The sequence below is a fragment of the uncultured Microbulbifer sp. genome, from assembly GCF_947504145.1.
Taxonomy (GTDB): Bacteria; Pseudomonadota; Gammaproteobacteria; order Pseudomonadales; family Cellvibrionaceae; genus Microbulbifer.
The window spans coordinates 463,103-487,727 of record NZ_CANNGQ010000003.1; the positions used below are offsets into that span (position 1 = coordinate 463,103).

Here is a 24,625-nt window from a genome sequence, read left to right on the forward strand (position 1 = left end):
GATAAATACGTCACGTTTTCAGCTCATAAAATCCATTACACACAATTACAGCGACGATGATCGACAGCCTTAGCCCTATAGGGCTAACGCTGACAGCAATACCAGCTGTAAAAAAAGACCACCGCAAAGGGTGGCCTTTCCATTAGTCGGGTTAACTACCGATCAGAAATTCGCGCTAGCCCGCAAATACCAGAACCCACCATTAAACCCGAACGGTGACGTCAGCGCCTGGCGGACGCCGAGGAATTGCAGGGTACCGTTGCCTTCTTCATCGGCTTCCACATCAAAAATATTCTCGCCGCCTACGGCAACGGTATAGTTCTCTGCGAAGGTGAAGCGGGCTTCGATGTCGGTCAGGATCTCGCCGCCGTAGCGGGTGGCATTGGAGGTGTCGTTACCGTCGGCTTCCAGCTGGCCGCCGGTAGATTGCCAGTCGCCGTAGCGATTGAAGCGCAGGTAGCCCTGCAGCATGCCGCCGGTGTCGTAATCAAACGTGAGCGTGCTGCGCTGGTTGGGCACCTGGTTTTCAAAGTCGAATACGCGGGTGGCGTTGACGGTGTTGGGGGCTACGTCGGTCACTTCCTGTTCGTTGTAGTTGTGGCGCAGGTCCACTACCAACAGGCCGCCGGCGAGGTCGAAGTCACTGGTCACCGCCAGATCAATACCGCTGACTTCGGAATCGAAGGCGTTGGTGAAGTAGTTAACGTTGCTGTTCAGCAGCAGGTTGGCATCGGCAACGCCGGCGCTGGTCAGCATGTCTACTTCGGCATCGCCGATGGTGTTGTTACGGAGTGCGAGGCGGTCTTCGATATCGATGTTGTAGTAATCGATGGTGACGCTGGTGTTGGGCAGCGGGTTGATCACCGCACCCAGGGTGAAGCTGGTGGACTCTTCCGGGCTCAGTTCCTGTGCGCCCAGTACCTGGGCAACCGGGTGGTCTACCGGGTAGGTGCCACTGGGGGTCAGGCTGCCGTCGGAGTTGGCGGTGGTGGTGACATTGAGGGTATTTACCTGCCCGGGTGTGGGCGCGCGGAAGCCGGTATTGGCGGTGGCGCGCAGAGCAAATATCTCGGAGAAGTCGTAGCGTGCGGAGAGCTTCCAGTTGGCGGTAGAGCCGAACAGGTCGTAATCCTCATAGCGCAGCGCTGCGCCGAGGGTGAACTGATCGGTGAGGTCGGCTTCCATATCCACATAGGCGGCCATGCTTTCACTGCTATAGCGGCCGGCCGCTTCTGTGGGGAACCCTTGAAAGCCGTCGGAGCCTACACCGAATACGGCAGCGGTGGGCCCTACCGCAATGGAGGCGTCATCACCGGCGCCGATTTTGTAGGTTTCATCCCGCCACTCCGCACCGAAGGCGACGTTCAGAGGTGTGGCCAGTGCGGCAATTTCGATGGGCTGCACGAAATCGGCATTCACACTGGTCTCTTCCTGGGTAAGCGTACCCGGGTTGAAGCTGGTGGGAGACAACAGCCCGAGGCTTGGGTTGATGGAATCCTTCAGTACGTATGTCACCTCGTTCTCGGCGGTGCGGGCGCGGAGGTCCCAGGTCATGCCGGAAGGCAGCTCACCGCGGGCACCCACCACTGCAGAGATATCCACAATGTCGGCACCGAACTGCGGGTTGTAGCCGCCGGGGAACTGGGTGTAAATCGGGTTGCGCAGCACATAGCCACTGGGGCTGTTGCTGTCAGCCACCAGGTAGTCAGCGGGGTCGAGGTTCTGGCCGAGGATGCTGTTGACCAGATCCATCGGTGCGTTGTCCGGCATAAAGTCGCCGTCGGCGTCAGCCTGCAAGGTGGCGCGGGCGTCGAATTCGTGTTCCGGATCCAGTACCGGACCGCGATAGAAGAAGTCGGAAATGGTGGCATTATCGGAATAGCCGAAATTGCCGTAGAGCTCGACGCGGTCGTTGAGATCGTAACCGGTGTTGATGAACAGCTTGGTGGTCTCCACTTCCGGATCGCCCCAGCGCTGGCCCAGACCATCTAGTGGCACCAGATCTGCGCCCACTACCGAGCCGACAAACTCAGCATCCGGGCGCGCGGCGCCGCGCCAGGTTTTGTCTGCGGTCGAGTGCTCTACCGTGGCATTTACGAAGCCCCGGTCACCGAGGCCGAAACCGGCGTTGGCGGCGAGACTGGTACGGGTGCCGTCGCCCTCAAAATATTCACCGGTCTGCGCGCTCAGGCTCACGCCCTCGGCATCGTCTTTCAGGATCACGTTCACTACGCCGGCAATGGCATCGGAACCATACTGCGCCGATGCACCATCGCGCAGTACTTCGACTCGGGCAATAGCCGCGGAAGGAATCGCGGAGAAGTCCACCGCCTGGGAGCCCTGGTTGTTGGTGCCGAGTGGGGCCAACTGCAGGTTCACCAGTGCGGAGCGGTGACGCCGGGTGCCGTTGACCAGAACCAGGGTCTGATCCGGAGAGAGGTTGCGTAGAGTTACCGGCCGGATGAAGGCGGTACCATCGGCAATAGGAAAGCGCTGGGTATTGAACGACGGGGCGATTTTGGAAAGGGAGTCGGTGAGATCGAAACTGCCCTGCTCGGACAAATTGGCGCCGCCGAGCACATCTACCGGCGACAGGGTTTCGGTGGGCAACACGCCCTCCTTGCGTGTACCGGTGGCGATCACCTCTTCCATCGCCTGTTGATCGTTACTGGTACTCTCTTCATCGGACTGCGCCATTGCCTGGCTAGCTGGGATCAGCATCGCAGCGGCTACGGCGAACGAAAGTGCATTTTTATTGAAATTATTCATAAAGTCCCGTCCTATTATTTTTCAAATTAATTGGGATGAATGTTTCTATTTATTATTGCCATTTGGTTGTCACCCTTGACGCAGGAAACGTTTACGTTAACGTCAAAAGCTGCACCAGATTAGGGCAAGGCCAATGGCACTTCAATGGGAAACAAGACGGGGAGAGGGAAACGCCAGACGTGTCACAAAGGGGATGGAACCGGTAGATAAATTTGGCGCCACGACGAATCAGGGCGCCTTTTATCCACCCTCAGGTGAGAGATTTGAGCTCTGGGCTTGGGCTCAGGGCGTGGTCTGTAGTGACGACATGGCAATATTCCCCAGCAAGGTTTGATAAATACAGCCAAAAAACATCGTCTGCCGGATAGAACTTTCCATTCAATCCTTTCATGCCGTAGGCTGCGGTAGCGTCTTGGGGGAGAAACACCGAGAAACCCAATCCGGCAGCGACTCTAATGGTTGCATCGATCGAATTATTTATAAGTACTCCACAAATCACGATCTCTGTGGCACCCAGGCTTCTAATTGCCGACTCGAGGTTGGTTCCGATGAACGCACAGTTTTCGCTTTTTGTAACAACACTCTCGCCGGGAGCAGGTTTTACAATACGCTTAAATGCAAATCCACTCGATGATTTATGGTAAGGCGAATTCTCATATTTGGATGAGTGCCTTACGTGGATGACTGGCAGGTTTTTAGCGCGCCACCCACCAATCAGACGAGACATATTTTCTTCAGCGTCAGGATTATTTCTCTCCGTTGACTCATAAGAATCAATGGCTTCCTGTACATCAACCACCAAAAGGATCGGGTTTACTGAATTAAACACGGTTCACTCGCCACGTATAACGGATTGATCATCGCTGTTTATGCTCGCAGACACGCTGGAAGGTTGACGACAGCAAGGGCTTATCTTTTCCAGTTCAAACTGAACTGTACTGAGTTATCCAGCCCTTTATCACCGGTATAACTGAACAGAGCCAGGGTACCATCCCATCGCTTACCAAAGGTCATTTTGGCGAATGGTTTAAAGTACGTTTCGCTGCCAAGCCCCACACCTTCGGTGTCACAGTTGCTGCAATTGGAAATTTCGCGCTCAGCCTCCAGTTGCCGGAACCCAACATTCAAGCCGAGAATAAGGTTTCCACTGCTGCTTACTGGATACTGTACGCCGGCATCGAGGTTGGCAGTAACGGCACTGATGGAAGAGCTCTCGGTACCGAAGCCACCGCCTTCATATTCTACGTCCTGCTCAAACTGATCTTCATCGTCGATCAGGATTACGCCCAGGGCGATATTGAAATTGAACAGGCCTTTTTCACCGCTGTACCCCGCTCCCAGACCGTAGCCGCTGTCAGATATACCCTCGTAACGCGCCACTTCTGGGTCAAAGTTGAAGAGCTCACCCTGGAAAGCCCAGCTTCCCTGATAAAAACTGTTTATTGGCTTTGCCGTACCCATTTCCTGCGCAGCCGTTGTGGAGGAAATAAATGTGGCGAGTGCCGCCACAAGCAGGTTTCGGTTTCGAATCAAAATCTTACCCCTTGTAATTCTATTTTTCTCTTTACCTATTTTTCGCCTATAAAACAAAGATACCGCACCCGGTTTGCAGGCACGGTACATTAGAAATTCTGGCGCAAAATTATACAAGGGTGAAGTTCAGAACTGGTCACTCTTTGAGCTTTGCAGTCCGCACTTCATTGATCAACCCACCGGCAATTACTGTGGCTACTTCTTCATCGCTCATATTGTGGGTAACCGTCAGGGTTTTTACGTCTGCAAGCTGAACCTGTACCTCTCGCCCATTTTGCAGTTGCGCTGGGAGGTCTTGCAGCGCCAGCATGTCCTCCTGGTTCAGGCGAGCCAGGTCGGAGGGTTTCTGGAATAGCAGTGGCACTACCCCAAAATTGATCAGGTTGCGACGGTGTATACGGGCCATGGATACGGCGATAACGGCACGCACGCCGAGGTAGCGCGGCGCGATGGCCGCGTGCTCGCGGCTGGAGCCCTGGCCATAGTTGTCGCCGCCGATGACGAAGCAATCTCCCTTATGCTTCATAGCGCGCTGATAGAAGGTTTCGTCGATACGCGAGAAGGTGTAGTGGCTGATGGCGGGGATATTCGAACGCAGTGGCAATATGTCGGTGCCTGCCGGGAGGATTTCGTCGGTGGACACATTGTCGCCGGTTTTGAGCAGGATGGGGCCGCTCAGTTCCTTTGGCAGTGGTTCAAAGTCCGGGAGTGGCTGAATGTTGGGGCCTTTTTCCAACTCTACAGGAATTTCGTTGCTGGTATCTTGCGGCGCAAGCAGCAGCGGGCGCATGTCGTTCAGTGTTTCCGGTTCGGTGAATTCCGGATAGTCCATGTCCATATCGCGCGGGTCAGTGATCTTGCCGGCGAGCGCGCTGGCGGTGGCGGTTTCCGGGCTGCACAGGTACACCTGGTCTTCTTGGGTACCGGAGCGGCCGGGGAAATTGCGCGGCACAGTGCGCAGGCTGATACGCCCACTGGCGGGAGCCTGGCCCATGCCGATACATCCGTTACAGCCGGTCTGATGCAGGCGCGCACCGGCCTGCAGCAAGCGGTTGAGGTCGCCACTGCGGCTGATCTCCTCCAGTAACTGGCGGCTGGTGGGATTGATGTCCAGGGAAATCTCTTCGGGAATGCTTTTTCCGTCCACCATCTGCGCGGGAATGACAAAGTCCCGCAGGCCAGGGTTGGCGGAAGAGCCGATATAACTCTGATAGATAGGCTTGCCGGCCACTTCGCGCACGGTAACCACGTTGCCCGGACTGGAGGGGCACGCAATCATCGGTTCCAGTTTGGACAGATCGATCTTTTCGTGGTGGTCGTAGCCCGCCCCTTCTTCCGCTTTCAATTCGACAAAATCGTCTTCACGCCCCTGCTGCTTGAGAAATGCGCGCAGGTTGCCATCCGCCGGGAAGACGCTGGCCGTTGCGCCCATTTCCTGGCCCATATTCGCAATCACGTGGCGATCCATGGCGGTGAGGTTGTCGAGCCCGGGGCCGTAATACTCGAATACTTTGTTGACGCCGCCTTTTACATCGTAGCGCCGCAGCATTTCCAGAATGACGTCTTTGGCACTGACCCAGGGTGGCAACTTGCCGGTAACTTCCACACCGATGACTTCGGGCATCACCAGAGAAAATGGTAAGCCGGCCATGGCCAACGCCACCTGCAGCCCGCCCGCGCCCATGGCGAGCATACCCATGGCGCCACCCGCACAGGTGTGGCTATCGGAACCCAGCAGGGTTTTTCCCGGTATGCCAAAGCAGGCCATGTGCACGGCGTGGCTGATACCGTTGCCGGGGCGTGAGAACCAAACACCCCACTTGCGGCTGGCACTGCGCAAGAACAGATGATCGTCGGCATTCTTGAAGTCCGCCTGGATCATATTGTGATCCACATACTGGGCGGAGAGTTCGGTTTTGACTCTGGGTAAACCCAGCGCCTCGAACTCGAGCATTACCATGGTGCCAGTGGCATCCTGACACAGGGTCTGGTCGATTTTGAGCTGTACGGCTTCGCCTGGATTCATCTTGCCGCTAACCAGGTGTTGCTCGATCAGCTGGTGGGTGAGATTTTTGGCCATGATGTCTCTCCTGTTATGCGTTCGGTGTCGATCGCCTGAGGTGAATCAGTTGGAAAACTCCACGTGTGGGGCTCCAGAATCAGTACCAATATAGTCCGGTGCGCACTGGATGAAATCTTCCTGATCGAGCCCCGCGTCAATCAGGAATTTCTGTACGTGACGGCTGCGGCGATTGGACAATCGCAGTAGCTCCTCGCGAATACCGCGGGGAGGGTCTTTGTAGAAATTCTCGCGGCTCTCGCCGGCACCACGCATGGCGTTCACTTCGTGGGGGAACATATACTCGAGATCTCTTGCGGTCGCCACACCACAGATGCCGGGGCGGGCCTTCTCGTTGTCGCGCATTTTTTCTACCATGCCGTTCAGCTGGGCTTTGGCAAACTCACTCAGGGTATCGTTTCCGGGCTCAAACTCAAGGTCGTTAAAGCTGACGGCGCGGAAACGCGCCCAAGCCAGTTTTGCCAGGCTGTACACACCCACCGGGGTAAAGTACGCAAACAGCGCTTCTAGAATGGCCCGCTGCAACAAGTCGCTGAAAATAAAGCTGAAGGAAAACTCGGGGTCGTACAGATCTCCGGTGACTGGCATATCAAAGTGCACGTCGCCATTGCCGTCTTTCATCAGCGCCAGGGCAAAACCCAGGGGAATAATGCTTCGCTTTACTGCCAGATGATCTGTATCACGCACCCTTCGCACTTTGATTTTTTGCAGTTCCATCTGTGCCAGTGCATCGACCTGATTATCGTCCACCTTGATATTCACTACGGCATCCAGCTGGCCCTGCAGAATTTTGTAACCAAGCAGATTCGCCATATAAGGCGTTGCCGGAATCAGATTGGCCCCCTCCACATAGCCGAGCAAGCCCGCATCCCACTTGCTGTCGTCCAACAGATTAACCTGGCCTGCCAGGTGCATCTCACTGAACCCGCCCGGGCGCGCATTGAAAACCAGCAGCGCTGGCGGATCCTCGTGGTAGTTGCTCAGGCCCTGCAGCAATAGATTGATTCGGCGGATCGGCAGGCGCGCATGATAATCGTTGGTATTGTCCAACCACAGGAATCGACCGCGATCCACATACACCTGACGCACCCGATAGCGGAACCGATTGGCCCCGCGCGCCAGATCCCCCCGCTGATAATGGTAACGGTCCAACTCCGGTGTTTCGCTGCGAAAACGCTCCCAGACCCCAAGCTTTCCCTGCCGACCGCGCGCGAGGATACTGCGCGGCTGGATCAAATCTACTGTATCGATTTTTAAGAGTTTTTCCGGTGGGAAATATTCAAACTGACTGACCCGCAGGGTTTCAATCTCGGTATTCCACTGGTGATTCGCAAACTCCTGGGCGCGCTCATCCCGGCGAAATACGCGGCTTTCGGCAATTTCCATATGCAGCAGGCGGATGACTTCCTTTGCCACCGTTAATTCGCGAACTTCCACATAGCCACTTTCCAGTAGCTGATCGCCCTCAATGTCGATAACCATCAGTTGTTCGACCTGTGCCAAGGAGAGGTCCAATCTGCGCTGGTCGAAACTGAATTTTCCGGAGGTGAGAATACGCTGCAGATTGACGCAATTCTGCACCCCGCTGATATAGCCAGCCGGCAGGCAGCTGCTGATATTTTCCAGCTTGAGGTTTTCACTAACCAGTTCGCGGTGGCCAAAGCTGAGCAGGTCGGCCTCCAGTGTGGCGATGTGCAGTAATTCCGAAGGCAACCCCGCGGGAAAGTCCTGCTGGGTCATACGCAAGCCATCCACCTTGATATTGCGGAACTGACGCTGGGCTTTACCGCTGCGCAGGTTACCCAGCAATACTTTGTGCTCACTGCCCACAGAAATCCGGCCAACCTCATAACAGGGCGCGAGCGCCTTTTCGCCGAGGTTAAATGGGCTCAGACATCCGCTGAGGCCGCTCATTTCTGCGCGCTGTAATTCCAAGGTCTTGGGAGAGAAGGCCAGACCATTCACCGCGAGATGCGTGAACCCAAGACGCTTGCGTTGCCCATGGCGGAAAACGAAGTCTTCCAGAGCGATATGGCCGGTTGTACGCAATTCATCCCCTGCGGTGAGCTTCTGGTTGCCACTGATATTTAATATGCCGAATGAGAAACACAGAGGATCTTTACGCGCAGCCTGCTCCGGCAGACAGCCAGAAAAATCCTGCGCGACCAGATCTTCCACCTGCACCCGTGCGCCGCCGGGCCAGCGCACGGATTGCCACTGCAGGTGCGCCAGTTGCAACGGGCTCCCCACCGCGGGATCAAGCTTCAGGCTGGACGCCTGCAGGGGGCCCAGCGCGAGCCGCGCAGTTTCTCGCGCTGCTGCTGTTTCCCCTGCACCGAGGCGCACAAGATTGTCGCCGCTCAGATGCAGGCTTCCGGACGACAGGCAACCGGCCCAGCGCGCGCTGTTTTCCCTGCGCAATTGTGGGGCTGCGAGCCAGTCGTTGAGACCGCATCCACTGATGCTCTCCAGGCGCAGATTGTGCAAGTTCAGCTGTACCGGCTGGCTAGCTATTGCGGGCTGCACCATACCGAGCTGTTCAATCTGGAGGCGCCCGAGCAGCAACTGGGAGGGATCCTCGAGCCGGTGGTGGAGGGCCAGCTCGACTACGGACAAGTTGCCATTTTCCGAGCCGAGATTTTTCCCCCGCACGCAGCGCGGCAACATCCGGTCCTTGTCACCAGCGGGCCAGCAAAAATCGATAGCCTGTGCCTGCAGTTGCTGAATATCCCACGCCGCGCGAGCGCCGGCGGTGCGTGGGAGGTTGGCGTGCAGAGCGAGGCCCTGCAGCTTGTCGACGTCGAGTGTGAGGTCCTGCTCGCTGCCGCTCAGGGTGAACTGGTCGAGCACCAGGTTATTGAGATCGGCGGTGAATCGGTCGCGACCATAGTAGAGTTCGAAGCGGTCGCCGGTGCGCAGGGTTTGTAGATCGACACAACGGTTTTTACCAAAACAGAAATCCGCAGCGTCCAGCACGGAACCGGGAAGCTTGAGCTGTACGCGCGCGGGGCGGGATTGCAGGCGGAAATCGGCCTCGGGTAATTGCAACTGTGACAGGGTCAGCAGGGATTGCTTGCTGGCACTTTGTATATTGGCGGACTCGATGCTGAGTTCGGCGGCAGCAAACAGCACGCGTAATTGTGCACCGCTGTTTGTGCTGGTGGTGCGCTGCCGGTCGACAACCAGATGTAATGGCTGTTTTTGCTGAAGGTTGACCACCTCGAAACATTCCGGCCTGCGTTCGGCAGCACCTCCCCCGGTCAATGCCTGCCAGGACACCGGCAGGCAGCCTTCCAGCTTGTTCAGTGACAGGGACGCCAGCTCCAGTTCCAACTCGCGGGCAACAATTTCGCTGCCGATCGCCGTGGACGATTTATCCCATTCCCCATTGCCATCCGCCAACAGCTCCCCAGGCAATTGGCCTTTTTCCGCACCGTCATCCAGGTTTTCATCTGCGGTACTTTGCTCCGCAAACCAGCCGTGCGCGTCCTCACCGGCAAAGTATTCCCCCGGCTTCAGTTTCTGGCTGCGCAGACGGAAAAAACCATGGCCGGTGTGAAGTTGCTGTAACGCCAGGCCGGTCTGCGCCGCCAGATCATCGCTCAGGTGGTCGGACAGCAATAGCGAAGCCAGCGTCAACTCGCCGAGTACAAGGTAGGGAGAAGGCGCCAGTTCGAGTACAAAATCTCCTTTGCCATGCAGTTGCTCAACCTGACTGCATAGCGGCGAGAGCCGCTGAGGTAACAGGCCATCCGGTACACAACCCACCAGCCGTTCGAGATTTACGTCTTCCAGCAGATAGCGTTTTTTGTCGGGGGACAGTTCGACCCGCTGCCAGTGGAGATCACTCAGTACCAGCTGGTCTTCGGGTTCTGCCTGTGCCGGCCCCAATTGAAACTTCTGCAATGCGAGTGGCCCACTATCCAGCGCCCAGGATTGGGCGGGCCGATTCTCTCTGGGTACTTTGCGTGCGAACTGCAGATTGAATGTTTCCGGCAGCTGCAATTGATTGAGCAGGACGCAGTGATCTTCCCGCTCCCACAGCTGACCGGGAATGCACCCGGTCGCGCCATCCAGGGACAGGTTTTGCAGTTGCAGCCGCCGGCGATCGTTGCGGTATTGCAGCGCCCCCACACGTAGGTGATTAGCATTTACCGGATTGCGGGCCGGCGTGGTTGCGTCCAGGTCCACGAGGGTGCCCTGGGTCAGGCTCGCCTCCGCCAAGTCGACGCGAAAACCGTTCAGCCATGCAAACGTCGTGGGCTGGGGAAGCCGCAGGCTGCCCGCGCGAATACAGTAGTGATGAGCGCCAGCAGCGGAAAGTCCCGCGCGCAATTGATTGGGGCACCAGGAAAATCCGCTGGCACCCGCGCTCTGCCACTCCAGGGATTTTGACGCGCGCAGAAAGTCGAAATCGTTGATGGCAATGGTTTCCGCGTGCCAGTTGGGGTGGCGCCGGTTTTGATAACGCAGCCGCACTTCCTGCCCGTTGACCCGGTGCCAGGCGATTTCCGACGCTTTACCGAAGGAAAAACTTGCCGGCCCACGCACCTGTAAACGGCGCGCGGTGGCGCAGTGACTGGTGATGCGGCGTAAGCCGGGCACGGCTTCTCCCCAGCGTGGCGGCGGACACCCGGCGAACTTGCGTGTGGTGGCTTCCGCGAGGGTCAGCAGATTGCCGGGGCGCTCGAAGTGAATATTGCGGGTTTTCAGGCGCACCACCGCCAAAGTGGGATTTTCCTGAGCAGACTTGCGCATGTCGCCCTCGCCGGGCTCCTGAGTTTTGCTGCCAAGCCCCGTCGGAGATTCCTTGCGGGGGTGTTCATCCCAGGCCAGCAGGTTGTCCAGAGCCAGATCATCGGCACCGATGGAAAACTGCAGCGGTTCGCCGGTTTTATCCCTGCGCCCGGCCACATAAAAGTCATCCAGCGTCAGATCGCCAAAACGGGCGCAACTGGGCGAGTTCCACTGCGGCTTGTGGTGGTAACAGACCACCGCATTGCGCAGGGTGGCGGCGGTCAGGTCCACACGCCAGTTTCTGGGCTTTTTCTCGCCGCCCTCGCTTAGCCGCCAGCCGCCGATTTCCCATACCCGGCCGTGCTTGCCGGGCTCGGACTCGAGATCCATATAGGCGTCAATCAAGTCCACCCGTTTGACGTGAACCTTGCCTTGCAATAAGTGCCACCAGCTAAGCCCAAGGGTGGCTTCGCGCACATTGAAACCGCGCTCAAATTCGTTGCGCACCTGCACGCCGCGCAGATGTGCGCTCAGGCGCGGCAGCGATATATCCATGTGCTCGATCTGCGCTTCCAGTCCGCGCTCGTGCAACCAGCGTTGCACCGCTCCGGGCAACAGAATGGAAACAAAGATATTCAGTGCGCCAATCAATAACAGAACGGATACCAGCAGCCACAGGAGGCGGCGGGTTCCTCGATATTCTGCAGTTTTATTCGTGGGCGGTGTGAACATCTAGACTCGGCGCACAAGGAATTTCGCGCAGCCGGTTTTGTGAGATTGGACGCTGCACGCTCCCTACATTAAAGACCAGCAGACTTGTGAGGGATGTCGCGAAACGCCGCAACAAGCCATTTTTATGCGCGAATGATTTCCCGGCGGCGCCTTAATTACAGATTCCGGCGCCACATGCTTCACAACAGCGCGCCCAGGCCGTGCTAAAGCCCGCAGCCCCGTTACACTGTTTATATTTCAACCAAACTGGTACAAACAAACCGGTCAGGGCAGGTCTCCGTGAAAGAGTCAGATAAGCAACACATGGGAGAGCACCCCAATTATCAGGACATCGTGCTGATTGGCGGCGGGCACAGCCACGCGGTTTTTTTGCAGTTGTGGGCAAAGAAACCTTTACCCGGCGTGCGGCTTACGCTGGTGTCACCGCAGGTGCAGAGCGCCTATTCGGGGATGCTACCGGGGATGATTGCCGGCCACTACGGCTTCAGCGACATTCATATCGACCTACCGCGGCTATGCCGCGCAGCGGGCGCGCGCTTTGTTCAGGCGTGCGCGCATCATATTGATCCCGTGGAAAAAAGGGTGTCTCTGCTGGGGCGTCCGGACCTGGAATACGATCTGATTTCTCTCGATGTCGGCGCCACCCCTTGCCGCAAGATTCCCGGGTCCGATCTCGCCATTCCGGTCAAGCCCGTGGGCCATTTCCACCGCTACTGGCAGCAGCTGAAACACCAGGTGCACGGTGAGCACCAACCACTGCGCCTGGGGATTGTGGGCGGTGGTCTGGGCGGCTGCGAACTTGCTATGGCCATGTCTTGGGCGCTGGAAGAACAGATATACAGCGGACGGGTGGAAATCCACCTGCTGCACGCAGGCAACCGGTTGCCTGAGGAATACGCACTACTGGCGCGCAGAATGGTGGCGCGAGAACTGGGGCGCCTGAAAATACGTACACACCGCAACTGGCGGGTGGCGGAAATTACCCACCGCGGCGTGCACAACGACGAAGGAGAATTCCTCGCTCTGGACAAGGTGCTGCTGTGCACCGAAGCCGGCGCCCCCCCCTGGTTGGCGCAGTCCGGCCTTGCGCTGGATGATGGCGGCTTTGTGCAGGTGGATGCATTCCTGCGCACCGTACAGCATCCATCGGTATTCGCAGCCGGCGATGTCGCCAGCCCGCTCACTGCCGACAAGACGGAACACAGTACTTCCCGGTCCGCCCGGAACGCACTGGATCAGGGCCCCGTGCTCTATCACAATCTCCGCGCCACACTGCTGGAGCAACCACTGAAACCCTACCGGGCAACAAAGCGCTTTTTCAGCCTGTTGTCTTGTGGCAGCCAGCGCGCTATTGCCGCCCGTGGCGGTTTTTCCTGTGCCGGCAGGCTGCTGTGGCTGTGGAAGGATCATCGCGACCGTCAGTTGATGCGGCGTTTCGAATCCCTGCCCGTGGCCGGTATAAAACCACAGCGCGCCCTTGCCGCGCCCGCACTGTCCGCGCTCTGGCATAACCTGGTACCGAGAGCACCCCACGGCCTGGAGCAGCGCGACAATATTTCCATCGCCGGGCTGCGCAATTGTGACACCACTGCGGTACGGGGGACGGAGCTACTGGACCGGACCCTCTCGTCACTGCCGCAACCTCAGCCGATTGCATCGACCCTCGCGCGCGGCAATGAAGCTGCTGTTATCAAGCTGCCCAGTGGAAAGTTACTGGCACAGAGCTCGGATCAGCTGCGCGCACCCGTGGCGGACCCCTGGCTGTTCGGGCGTTTGAGCGCCCTGCACGCACTCTCTTCGCTGATCTCTACACAGGTGCAACCACATACCGCGCAGGCACTTGTCACCCTCCCCCACGGGGCACCGGAGCTGGCTGCCCGCGATCTGCAACAATTGTTGGACGGCGCCGCACGGGAACTCAATCAACACAATTGCGCCCTGAACGGCGGCAGCACAACCGAGGGACCGGCGCTACAACTGGGGCTGACCATCAACGGTGTAACCGAGCCCGGGCAACCCGATGCCAGGGCTGAACTGCAGGCGGGGGACTGCCTGATACTCACCAAGCCGCTCGGTATCGGCACACTGCTGGCGGCCGAACGCCAGGGCAAGGCCCACGGCCGCTGGATACAGCAAGCGCTGGAATTGATGCTGCAGAGCAATGCCACCGCCGCAGATATCTTTGCCTCCAATGACGCCCACGCCATCAGCACTATCAACGATGCCGGCCTGCTGGGCCGGCTGCTGGAAATACTCCAGTATCAGGGCCATCACACGAGCCACCACCGCAGCCACCCGGCAGACCTGGAGCAGTCCAATCACCCGAGCGAACTCCGCCTGGGAGCCAGCCTGTTTGCCGATGCACTGCCCCTGCTCCCGGGGGCCACTTACTGCGCCGAGCACGGCCTGCTGGCCCATTTGCATTCGCACAATGCCCGGTCGTATACGGCCCTGCAAAATCCCGCCGCCTGGCGAGCCAAGCCGCTGCTGCCACTACTGGTGGATCCACAAATCTGTGGTGGACTGCTGGGCGCAGTACCTGTCGAGTTCGCCGAAGATTGCCTCACCGCACTGCAGGCTTCCGGCTGTCGCCACGCTGCGATTATCGGGGTTGTAGACGAGCTTCCCACGAGCAGTGACCAGCTGCTCTGCGCGCCGCAACCGATACACCTTGCACAGGGCGGCGACTGGAAAAAACTGGCCCGTCGGCACAGCGAACTGATTTCCTGAGACAGGGGCTACCGGCCCCAACACGCCAACAAAAAACGCTTTCCGATGAAACACTTTCCGCTGAAACTATTTCGGCCGTTGCCAACGCGGCTGAGTGCGCTAGTATGGCCACCCATACCATCAAAAGAATCCGAGGAAGGGCAATGTACTCTTCCTCCCGGGTCTTCACAGAGACCGTCGCCCGATTGCGAACGTGTACCCCTAAAAACAGGTTCGACTCCCGATCGTCCAACCATTGACGCTTGGACATCTCAGGGCGCGCGAAGAGCACGATTTTTTTAGCTCTACAGGAAATCTCTGTCATGAAGAAAATTGTCATTGTCGGCGGCGGCGCCGGCGGGCTGCAATTAGCCACCAGTCTCGGCCGTCACTTCTCCTTTAACCGTTTTCACCGCCGCAATACATCCCCCGCGGCGGAGATCACCCTCGTCGACAAAAATCGCACCCATATCTGGAAACCCCTGTTGCACCAGGTTGCCACCGGCGCACTGGACTCCAGCCTCGATGCCCTCAATTATCAGGTCCACGCCCGCGCGAATGGATTCCAATTTGAACTGGGCAGCCTGCGCGGCCTGAACCGGAAAGAAAAAACCATTGAACTGGCCGAGGTCTGCAGCGATGACGGGCAAGCGCTGGTGCCGGCGCGCAAACTGGAATACGACTACCTGGTGTTTGCCCTGGGCAGCCAGAGCAACGACTTCAATACCCCCGGGGTACGTGACAACTGCCAGTTTCTCGACAGCGCCGAGCAGGCGCAGAAGTTCCACACCAAGTTACTCGACCAGTTTTTGCAACTCGAAAACCGCGTAGCGGAAGAAGTGCACATCGCCATTGTCGGCGGCGGCGCAACTGGCGTGGAGCTGGCGGCAGAACTGGTGGACGCAGTGCATGAGATGGGTCACTACGGGCGCATTAAAAATGGCGACCTCAAGGTGACCCTGATCGAGGCCGGCCCACACCTGTTACCCGCACTCCCCCCACGGCTCGGTAACAGTTCAGAAAAAGAGTTGAGCAATCTCGGCGTGCGCGTGCTTACCGCTACCCAGGTAGCCGAAGCGACGCCTACGGGGTTCGTAACCAAAGACGGCGAGGAAATCCCCGCGGCCATTCGTGTGTGGGCTGCGGGCGTCAAGGCACCAGACTTTCTGCAAAAGCTGGACGGCCTGACGCTCAACCGCCAGAACCAGATCGAAGTGGAAGCAACCTTGCGCAGCAAAGCCGACCCGTCAATTTTTGCCCTCGGTGACTGTGCCGGCTGCATCGACGCCGCCGAGCACAAGGTACCGCCACGCGCTCAGTCCGCACAGCAAATGGCCAAAACCGCACGAGAAAACCTGATCGCACTGGTGGAAGACCCCGAAGCCGGGCTGCAATCCTTTACCTACAAGGACCGCGGCTCGCTGGTTTCCCTATCCAAATTCGATGCGGTTGGCAGCCTGATGGGCGGGCTGGTAAAAGGCAGCTTCACCATTGAGGGACGCCTGGCCGGGCTCGCCTACCGCTCCCTGTATCGTATGCACCTGGCGGCTCTGCACGGCTGGCCACGCGCCATGCTGCTGTATGTCATCGGGCAGGCCAACCGGTTTGTGAAACCGCGGTTGAAGATGCACTGAGTATAGCGACGCACAACTTTCCCCCTCCTAATCTTCCAGGCCTTGCCTAGTTCACACCCGCGCCATGACATCCCGTGTCATGGCGCGGGTGTTCCCTGCTGTCGAAAATTCACCTTCTCCCTGTAAAAGGGTGTGACAAATTTCGCAATCAGAAAAAGCGGGCGCAGCATGGAAACCGAAGAACTCCTCGAGAAAAAATCAACCACCGAATTCCCAAGACCCAGAACGGTGCCCAACTCGGGAAGCTACAACCAGGCCGGTACGGTGTTCCAGATGCCCGCCCACTTCGGCGGCGTGGAAGGCGGCCTCGCGCCACTGGTGTACCGCGACACCATTACCGCCGCCACCATGTACGAGACCGACGGCGAACAACTGGCGCGCCTGCTGCCGAAGAATTTCTCGCTGCTGCGCAACGAAATCATGGTCGCTTCCATGATGAACCGCGGCGTGGATTGGATGGGCGGCGAGCCCTACAACATTCTCGCGGTCAATGTGCCGGTGCGCTTCGAGGGCGAGCGGGATAATTTGGAGGGTTGGTACAACCTGGTCACCTGGGAAAACAATCCCATCCCCATCCTGCCCGGCCGTGAATCCGCGGGTATCCCGAAAATTCCCGGCAATATCGAGGATTTCCGTTTCGACGGCAGCGAGATGCGCTCCTGGGCACACCTCAGTGGTCACACCTTTTGCGAACTGCACTTCACCAATATCGCCGATGCGGATCCGCAAACCGAAGCCGCGGTAAAAGAAGAATTTACCGAAATGGACTGGATGGGCTGGCGGCACATCCCGAGCCTCGGCAACCAGGGCGGCGCCGACCTCTCCCACGCCACGCTGTTTCCGCAGGAATTCGAGTGCCGCTCGGTGCGCATCGCCCGTGCAGAGGTGCAGTGGTTTGCCCCCCAGCCCTGGAAGCTGCCCACCCAGGTACACATCATCAGCCAGCTGGCCGCCCTGCCGGTCAGCGGTACCGGTAAGGCCCTGCTGCTGGACGCGCGCAATGTACTGCGCGCCGATCTCACCAAGGTTCTCTACTAAGCGGCGCTGCCAAGCAACTCTACCCAGTAACTCGACGGATCACTCACGGATTTCAAGGTAAGTCATCGTTATGAGCAAACTCTTTCAAGACAAGGTCGCCATCGTCACCGGCGCCGGCAATGGGCTCGGAAAATCCCACGCCCTGGCCCTGGCGCGCCTCGGTGCCAAGGTAGTGGTGAATGATCTGGGTGGCGACCGCGCCGGTCAGGGCGCCTCTGCCACGGCCGCACAACAGGTGGTGGAAGAAATCACCGCTGCTGGCGGTACCGCGCTGGTAGATGGCGGCGATATCACCCGCTATGCCGACGCTGAAGCCATGGTGCAAAAAGCCATGAACGCCTGGGGCCGCGTGGATATCCTGATCAACAACGCCGGCATCCTGCGGGATAAATCCTTCGCCAAAATGTCGCTGGAGGATTTCCGCTCGGTGGTGGAAGTGCACCTGTTCGGTACCGTCAACTGCTGCAAGGCGGTGTGGGAGCCCATGCGCGCGCAAAATTACGGCCGCATCCTGATGACCACCTCCGCCTCCGGTCTCTACGGCAACTTCGGTCAGTCCAATTACGGCGCGGCGAAAATGGCCGTGGTGGGATTGATGAACACCCTGCGCCTCGAAGGCGCCAAGAACAATATCCACATCAACGCGCTGGCTCCCACCGCCGCCACCCGTATGACCGCAGAATTGCTGCCGCCGGATTTTGCCGACCTGCTGTCTACCGAATCCGTCACCGCCGGCGCATTAGCCATGTGCACCGAGGAAGCCCCCAGCGGCGAAATCCTGTGCGCCGGCGGTGGCTGCTATTCCCGCGCCACCCAGTTTGAAACCGAAGGCGTGTTCCTCCCCGCCGACAAACAGCAACCTGAACAGGTCGCCGCACAGCTGGCGCAGATCTCAGACACCCGGAACCCACACACCCTGGACTCCGCTGCCCAGCAGACCGAGCGGTTTATCCGCAAGGCACTCGGTGCGCTGCAAACAGGCGCTCAACCAAAAGGGGCAGCCACGGCCAACGCCTGACGCACCGCTCAAAGAATTACGGAAAAGCATTATGAAAGAAGCACTGATCGTCTCCGCCGCGCGCACGCCCATCGGCAAAGCCTACCGCGGCGCCTTCAACAATCTGGAGGCACCATCACTGTCGTCCTTCGCGGTGCAGGCGGCCATCACCCGCGCCGATCTGGATCCGGCAGACATTGAAGACTGCGTATGGGGCGCGGCCCTGCAGCAGGGCACCCAGGCTGCCAATATCGCCCGTCAGGTTGCCATGTCGGCCGGCCTGCCGGTGCGCGTTGCCGGCATGTCGCTCGATCGCCAGTGCGCTTCCGGCCTGATGGCGGTGGCCACCGCGGCCAAGCAAATCGTGCACGACGGAATGCCCATCGTGCTCGCCGGCGGCTGTGAATCCATTTCCCTGGTGCAGAATGACAAGCTCAACCTGCACCGGGTCGCCGACCCCCAGGCGATGGCCAATGTGCCCACCATTCATATGCCGATGCTGGACACCGCCGAAGTGGTGGCCAATCGCTACAGCATCGACCGCGAAGTGCAGGATGCCTATGCACTGAAATCCCAACAGCGCACCGCCGACGCCCAGGCCGCCGGTCGTTTCGACCGCGAGTTGGTCAAGGTCACCGCCACCAAACTGGTGCAGGACCGCAACACCGGTGAAATCAGCGAGCAGAAAGTCACCCTGGAAAAAGACGAATGCAACCGCCCGGAAACCGATCTCGGCAGCCTCAACGGGCTGAAACCGGTGCGCGAAGGCGGCTGTATTACTGCCGGCAACGCCTCACAACTCTCCGATGGCGCGGCGGCGATGATCCTGATGGAAGCCGCGGAGGCCGAGCGCCGCGGCCTGGAACCACTGGGTGCCTACCGCGGTATGGCGGTGGCCGGTTGCGAGCCGGACGAAATGGGTATCGGCCCGGTGTATGCCATTCCCAAACTGCTGAAAAATCACGGCCTCACCATGGACGATATCGGTCTGTGGGAGCTGAACGAAGCCTTCGCCGTGCAGGTGATTTACTGCCGCGACAAACTGGGTATTCCCGACGAGCGCCTCAACGTCAACGGCGGTGCCATTTCCATTGGTCACCCCTACGGCATGAGCGGCGCGCGCATGGTGATGCACGCGTTGATCGAAGGAAAACGCCGCGGTGTGCGTTACGTGGTGGTCACCATGTGTGTGGGCGGTGGTATGGGTGCCGCGGGCCTGTTCGAGGTGCTCTGATGTCCAATCCCGATAGCCACAGCGCACCGCACCGGCGTCTTAACCCGCTCACGGGGGAGTACGTACTGGTCTCCCCCCACCGCAACCAGCGCCCCTGGCAGGGCCAGGTGGACGCGCCACCGCCCGGGGAAACCCGGGCCTATGTGGAAGATTGTTATCTGTGCGCGGGCAATGCCCGCAGCGGCGGTGCGCGCAATCCGGGCTACCGGGATACGTTCGTTTTCGACAATGACTTTCCGGCGCTGCTCGATACCGCCCCCTCCCAGGCACAGGCCTCGTCCCACCCCCTGTTAAAGCAGGAACCGGTATGCGGAACCTGCCGGGTGATCTGCTATTCACCGGAACATCATCGGAGCCTCGCGGAACTGCCGGTGGAAAGCATTGCCCGGGTGATCGACACCTGGGCTGCGCAATCCGCCGAACTGGGGCGCGATTACCGCTACGTACAGCTGTTTGAAAACAAGGGTGCGGTCATGGGCTGCTCCAGCCCACACCCCCACGGACAAGTGTGGGCGATGGACGCACTGCCCAGCGAAGTGGTACGGGAAGAGGAACAGCAGCGCAATTATCTCAAGCATGAGGGGCGCTCCCTGCTGATGGAGTACGCGCACCTGGAAAGTGCCAGCGGCACCCGCACCGTGGTGGAAAATTTTCTGTGGATCGCGGTGGTGCCCCACTGGGCCGCCTGGCCCTTCGAGACACTGGTACTGCCCAAATTCCCGCTGACGCGACTGGAAAATGCCAGCGCCGAAGAGCGACGCCAACTGGCGGATTTGCTGAAGCGATTGCTGGTGCGCTACGACAACCTGTTTCAGACCCGCTTTCCCTACACCATGGGCTGGCACGGTGCGCCTTACCCGAATGAGGGCAATGAGACTGGCGAGCGGCAGACCGACCTCGGCGAAGTAAATAATGAAGACCAGCGCCACTGGCAATTCCACGGCCATTTTTACCCACCGCTGTTGCGCTCACACAGTGTGCGCAAATTTATGGTGGGCTTTGAAATGCTCGCGGAAGCACAACGTGACCTTACCCCGGAGCTGGCCGCGCAAATGCTGCGCGACTGTTCCGAACAACATTTTGCCGCGGCAAACCACGGCGTTTGATCGGCAACCGGAGACACACCATGCGTCTGGATTTTTTCTGCACCTACTGGGGCTCACACCATATCCCGCTCGTGGATTTTGTCGAAAAGGTACTGGCTGCTGGCTACCGCGGCATCGAAACCCCGATCCCTGATGCGCGCAATCAACAGGAGCAGATCGCCGCATTGATGTCCGCCAGCGGTATCGAGCTGATTGCCCAGGTGGTTCTGTGCAAAGAACCCAATTATGCAAACTACCGCGCGCAATATCTCGATGAAGTCACCGCACTGGCGGAGCTGAAACCGCGCATGATCAACTGCCATACCGGACGCGACTATTTCAGTCGCGAACAGAACCTGGAATTGATTGGCGCCGCCCAGGCCATTGCCGACCAGCACGGCGTACCCATCGTGCACGAGACCCATCGCGGCCGTTTCAGCTTCAACCCCTGGACCATCGAGGAATATCTCGATGCCCTGCCCGAGCTGCGCCTCACCGCCGATTTCTCCCATTGGTGTGTGGTGAGCGAATCCCTGCTGGAGCACCACCCGAAATTGATCCAGCGCATCGCACCGCGCTGCGGTTATATCCACGCCCGCGTGGGCCATTCCAACGGACCGCAGATCGTCGATCCGCGCTCGCCCCACTGGCAGGGGGAAGTCGATGCACATATCCACTGGTGGCAGACCATTCTCGACAGCCAGGAAGACCGCACGGCGTTTGCAATTACCCCGGAGTTTGGCCCACCCACCTATATGCCGGTGCACCCGCAAACCAACGCGCCGCTGGTCAACCAGTGGGACATCAATCTGTATATGAAAGACCTGCTGCAGGAAAAGCTGAACTAGCCGGCCGCGACAACAAAAACGGGAGATTCCGATGACAACGAATACCGACCAGACGGCGCCTATCCGCTGGTACAAAACACCGGTAGACAAGCAGGCGTTCCGCGCGCTGCTGGAAAAAAAGGATGGACCGGGGTTATTTTTGGTGGCGGTCACCCTGGCGCTGCTGGTGAACTTTGGCTACCTCGCCTACGCCACCCTCGGCACCCTGTGGAGCTATCTGTTCTTTTTTATCTACGGCAGTATCTATGTGCTGTCGGGTATGGCCGCCATGCACGAGACCCACCACCGCACCGCGTTCAAAACGCCGTGGTTGAACGAAGCGGTGAACTGGATTTCCGGATTCATGCTGCACAAGGAAGCGCGCTACGATCGCTGGCGTCACCTGCAGCATCACGCCTACACCCTGTATGAGGAACAGGACCCGGAATTCTTCACCGCCCGCCCGCCGGTGTCTCCCTGGGTTCTGCCCTTCGCCACCGCGCTGTTTTACCCCCGGGAACTGATTATTCCGTTTGTTCACGCCACCGGAAAACGTCCCGCCTATATCGACGAACGCATCAACGACAAACAGTGGCAGGACATCGTCTGGTCCTCCCGGTTGTTTGTGCTGGGTGTAGTCGCCCTGGTGAGCTGGTCGATTCTGGCCCAGTCCTGGTTGCCACTGGTATTTACCCTGTTTGCCCCCTACTACGGCGGCCTGCTTGCGACCCTGGTACAGACCACGCAACACACCGCACTGGCTGTGAACAATCCGGATCACCGCACCAGTACTCGCACCACTTATATGAACCCGCTGCTGCAGTTTTTCTACTGGAACATGAATTACCACACTGAGCACCATATGTACGCAGCGGTCCCTTTCCATGCACTGCCGAAACTGCATCAGCTGGTTAAACACGATTACCCGGAACCCTCGGATGGATTTGTGAATACCCTGAAAGAAATTCTTCCCGCCGCACACCGTGTGCGCAAAGCACCGCAGGATTTTATCCGGGTGCAGCTCCCCGAACACTCGTAAAACGCAAGCGGATAAAATCCCCCCAACAAAAAAGCGCTGCCAAGGCAGCGCTTTTTTGTTGGGTCGGATTCGCCCGTTCAACCGTCACGCGGTGGCAAGGGTCTGCTCCGCGATTTTCTGCGCATCAACCAACAGACCGGCTCCCGGCGCTGCGGCCACCGCGTAAACCTCCGGGGTAATGCCACTGCGTTGCTGGTAGCGTCGCGCGCAATCCTGCTCGAACGCCGTCACTTTGTCGCGCTCCACAAACGCCACCAGGCATCCGCCAAATCCGGCCCCCGCCTGGCGTACCCCAATAATGCCGGGTGATTCCAACGCGGCCGCAAACATCGCTTCCATATTGGGCACCGTAATCTCATACAAATCCCTGGCGCCCATAAACGAATCGCGGCACAACCGGCCAATTGCCACCCGGTCATCGTTTTCAAAAGCGTGTGCGAGATCAAACACCCGCTGGTTTTCCTCGACCACAAACTGACAGCGGCGCGCAGCCACCGGATCCAGCTGCGCGCTGACCTCGGCGAAGTCCTCCGCAGTCAGGTCCCGCAGTGAGCCAATGTCTCTGCCCTGGGCCTGAATCTGGCGAACACCGGTCATACAATTTTCCCGCCGTTCACCATACGCAGAATTGGACAGGCTGCGCGGGGTGCAGGTATTGCAGATTACCGGGAGGATATCGGCGGGCAGCGCCGCATAGGAGTGCTTCAGATCGCGGCAATCGAGTAACAGCAGGGAATCCGCTTCGCCGAGAATCACACTGTACTGATCCAGGACACCGCAATTGACGCCGACGATTTTATTTTCCGCACGCTGGCACAGTAGCGCCATGTCCACCGGGTCCAGCTGGAAACCACCCAGTTGCGAAAACAACACCGCCACTGCAGCCTCCAGTGATGCCGATGAACTGAGGCCGCTGCCAATGGGCAGGGTGCCGTGCACCATCACATCACAACCGGTCAGCGGGTACCCGTCTTCCACCAGCAATTGCGCCACTGCCTGCACATAGATCTGCCAGCCGGAAAGTCGCTCGGCGAGAACATCGCGGCAATCAAACTGACCATCGCCTTCGATATTGAGGGAAGACAGGTGCACCTGGTGATCGTCGCGGCGCGCCGCCACCAGCCAGGTATCGCGATCCACGGGCACGGTGAGCACGAAGCCACCGTTGTAATCCGTGTGGCTGCCCATGGCATCGACGCGCCCGGGGGCGCGCACCCAGCACTCTGGCTCACGTGCATATTTTTTGCGGAATGCCTCCGCGACGGCATCAAAGCGCGCTCGATCAAATGCAACGCCCGGTTGGCTGTCACCCTGGGTTGTGTGTTGTTTTCCCATGCCGTCACCGCCCCGCCGTCAGGCGGCTATCCCGGTGATACACCAGCGGATTCAGGGTACTGGCCACCTTGTCGCCGGCGACCAGGCCGGGCATCCAGCGCTGCAGATCGCGGTGCTGATTGAAATTCTGCGGCTCGGAAACCCGGCAGCCATCGGCCACCCAGATCACCGTCATCACTTCGCGCATACGCGGGCTCGAATTGGCGCCCGCGGAATGCAGTGTCCAGCCCGCGTGAAAAGTCGCATCCCCCGCACTCAATGCGGTGTCGCAACTGACCCGGTAACCGCGGTCTTGTACATAACTGGAAAACGCCGCTTCCGAATCATCAGAAATCGGCTGATCTCCCAGATAGCCATCGCGGTGGGAACCGGAGGCAAACTGCAGAATCCCCATGCTCGGGTCCAGGTCCACCATCGGCATCCACATGGTGATGGTGTTGTCGGTGTCCACCGGCCAGTAGTGCTGGTCCTGGTGCCAGGGGGTATGGCCGCCGCCGGGCTCTTTGTAGAGCGCCTGATCGTGATAGATACGTACCCCATCAACCCCCATCAAGCGCGCGGCAATTTCACCGTAGCGCTGGGCACAGATGTACTTACGCACTTCCAGATCCCGGGACCACAGATTCATATGCTTGAGAAACGCTTTCTGATAGGTATCCCGCTGTGCCATGGGCAGTGTGGTGTGCTCGGTGCGGGCAATGGCATCGGCAACCACCTGGCGCTGCTCGGCAACCTCACTGGCACTGGCCACGCCGCGCAGGGTGATGTGGCCATCGCGCGCGAAACATTTCGCCGCGGATTCCGGCAGATCGTAACTCTGACTCTGCCAGCGGTAGGATTCGGAATGGGGTTTCTTCTGAACGGGAGTTTCCATAC

Annotated in this window: 15 protein-coding genes; 8 read left to right on the top strand and 7 right to left on the bottom strand. The window is 58.9% G+C overall.

The window, feature by feature from the left end; genetic code table 11:
- Positions 1-162: 162 nt before the first annotated feature.
- The 5 genes from Q1A74_RS12695 to Q1A74_RS12715 all read right to left on the bottom strand — a co-directional run bounded on the left by Q1A74_RS12695 (position 163) and on the right by Q1A74_RS12715 (position 11,851).
- Entirely contained in the window at positions 163-2,769 is a 2,607-nt protein-coding gene (locus Q1A74_RS12695; RefSeq protein ID WP_299596525.1) for a TonB-dependent siderophore receptor, read from the bottom strand.
- Positions 2,770-3,019: 250 nt separating this feature from the next.
- Positions 3,020-3,598, bottom strand: a complete 579-nt coding sequence (locus tag Q1A74_RS12700) for a cysteine hydrolase family protein (RefSeq protein ID WP_299596529.1) — start codon at positions 3,596-3,598, stop codon at positions 3,020-3,022.
- Between the two features lie 80 nt (positions 3,599-3,678).
- Positions 3,679-4,302, bottom strand: a complete 624-nt coding sequence (locus Q1A74_RS12705; protein WP_299596532.1) for a hypothetical protein — start codon at positions 4,300-4,302, stop codon at positions 3,679-3,681.
- A gap of 136 nt (positions 4,303-4,438) precedes the next feature.
- The gene (locus Q1A74_RS12710) at positions 4,439-6,382 is read right to left on the bottom strand and encodes an aconitate hydratase (protein WP_299596535.1); all 1,944 of its coding nucleotides are present in this window, start codon (positions 6,380-6,382) and stop codon (positions 4,439-4,441) included.
- A gap of 45 nt (positions 6,383-6,427) precedes the next feature.
- The gene (locus Q1A74_RS12715) at positions 6,428-11,851 is read right to left on the bottom strand and encodes a DUF748 domain-containing protein (RefSeq protein WP_299596538.1); all 5,424 of its coding nucleotides are present in this window, start codon (positions 11,849-11,851) and stop codon (positions 6,428-6,430) included.
- A gap of 279 nt (positions 11,852-12,130) precedes the next feature.
- Here Q1A74_RS12715 and selD point away from each other — a divergent pair, with 279 nt between their 5' ends.
- From selD to Q1A74_RS12755, 8 genes are all read left to right on the top strand, one after another.
- Positions 12,131-14,581: a selenide, water dikinase SelD gene (gene selD, locus Q1A74_RS12720; RefSeq protein ID WP_299596543.1), complete on the top strand. Its 2,451-nt coding sequence runs from the start codon at positions 12,131-12,133 to the stop codon at positions 14,579-14,581.
- 302 nt (positions 14,582-14,883) lie between these two features.
- Positions 14,884-16,194, top strand: a complete 1,311-nt coding sequence (locus Q1A74_RS12725) for an NAD(P)/FAD-dependent oxidoreductase (protein ID WP_299596549.1) — start codon at positions 14,884-14,886, stop codon at positions 16,192-16,194.
- A 168-nt stretch (positions 16,195-16,362) separates the two neighbouring features.
- Positions 16,363-17,232 carry an acetoacetate decarboxylase family protein gene (locus tag Q1A74_RS12730; RefSeq protein WP_299596555.1) on the top strand — a complete coding sequence of 290 codons (870 nt, stop codon included), beginning with the start codon at positions 16,363-16,365 and terminating at the stop codon, positions 17,230-17,232.
- A gap of 70 nt (positions 17,233-17,302) precedes the next feature.
- Positions 17,303-18,250 carry an SDR family NAD(P)-dependent oxidoreductase gene (locus Q1A74_RS12735; RefSeq protein ID WP_299596560.1) on the top strand — a complete coding sequence of 316 codons (948 nt, stop codon included), beginning with the start codon at positions 17,303-17,305 and terminating at the stop codon, positions 18,248-18,250.
- Positions 18,251-18,281: 31 nt separating this feature from the next.
- Positions 18,282-19,463 (top strand): acetyl-CoA C-acyltransferase, encoded by a 1,182-nt coding sequence (locus Q1A74_RS12740; protein ID WP_299596565.1) that lies wholly within the window; start codon positions 18,282-18,284, stop codon positions 19,461-19,463.
- Positions 19,463-20,569, top strand: a complete 1,107-nt coding sequence (locus tag Q1A74_RS12745) for a UDP-glucose--hexose-1-phosphate uridylyltransferase (protein ID WP_299596570.1) — start codon at positions 19,463-19,465, stop codon at positions 20,567-20,569. The genes Q1A74_RS12740 and Q1A74_RS12745 overlap by 1 nt, the downstream gene beginning before the upstream one ends.
- Before the next feature lie 20 nt (positions 20,570-20,589).
- The gene (locus Q1A74_RS12750; protein ID WP_299596575.1) at positions 20,590-21,396 is read left to right on the top strand and encodes a TIM barrel protein; all 807 of its coding nucleotides are present in this window, start codon (positions 20,590-20,592) and stop codon (positions 21,394-21,396) included.
- Between the two features lie 31 nt (positions 21,397-21,427).
- Complete coding sequence (locus tag Q1A74_RS12755) at positions 21,428-22,414, top strand: fatty acid desaturase (RefSeq protein ID WP_299596580.1); 987 nt, start codon at positions 21,428-21,430, stop codon at positions 22,412-22,414.
- A gap of 84 nt (positions 22,415-22,498) precedes the next feature.
- Here Q1A74_RS12755 and galK read toward each other — a convergent pair whose 3' ends face one another.
- Positions 22,499-23,749 (bottom strand): galactokinase, encoded by a 1,251-nt coding sequence (gene galK, locus Q1A74_RS12760; RefSeq protein ID WP_299596585.1) that lies wholly within the window; start codon positions 23,747-23,749, stop codon positions 22,499-22,501.
- Positions 23,750-23,753: 4 nt separating this feature from the next.
- Complete coding sequence (locus Q1A74_RS12765) at positions 23,754-24,623, bottom strand: phytanoyl-CoA dioxygenase family protein (RefSeq protein WP_299596590.1); 870 nt, start codon at positions 24,621-24,623, stop codon at positions 23,754-23,756.
- Between the last annotated feature and the right edge of the window lie 2 nt (positions 24,624-24,625).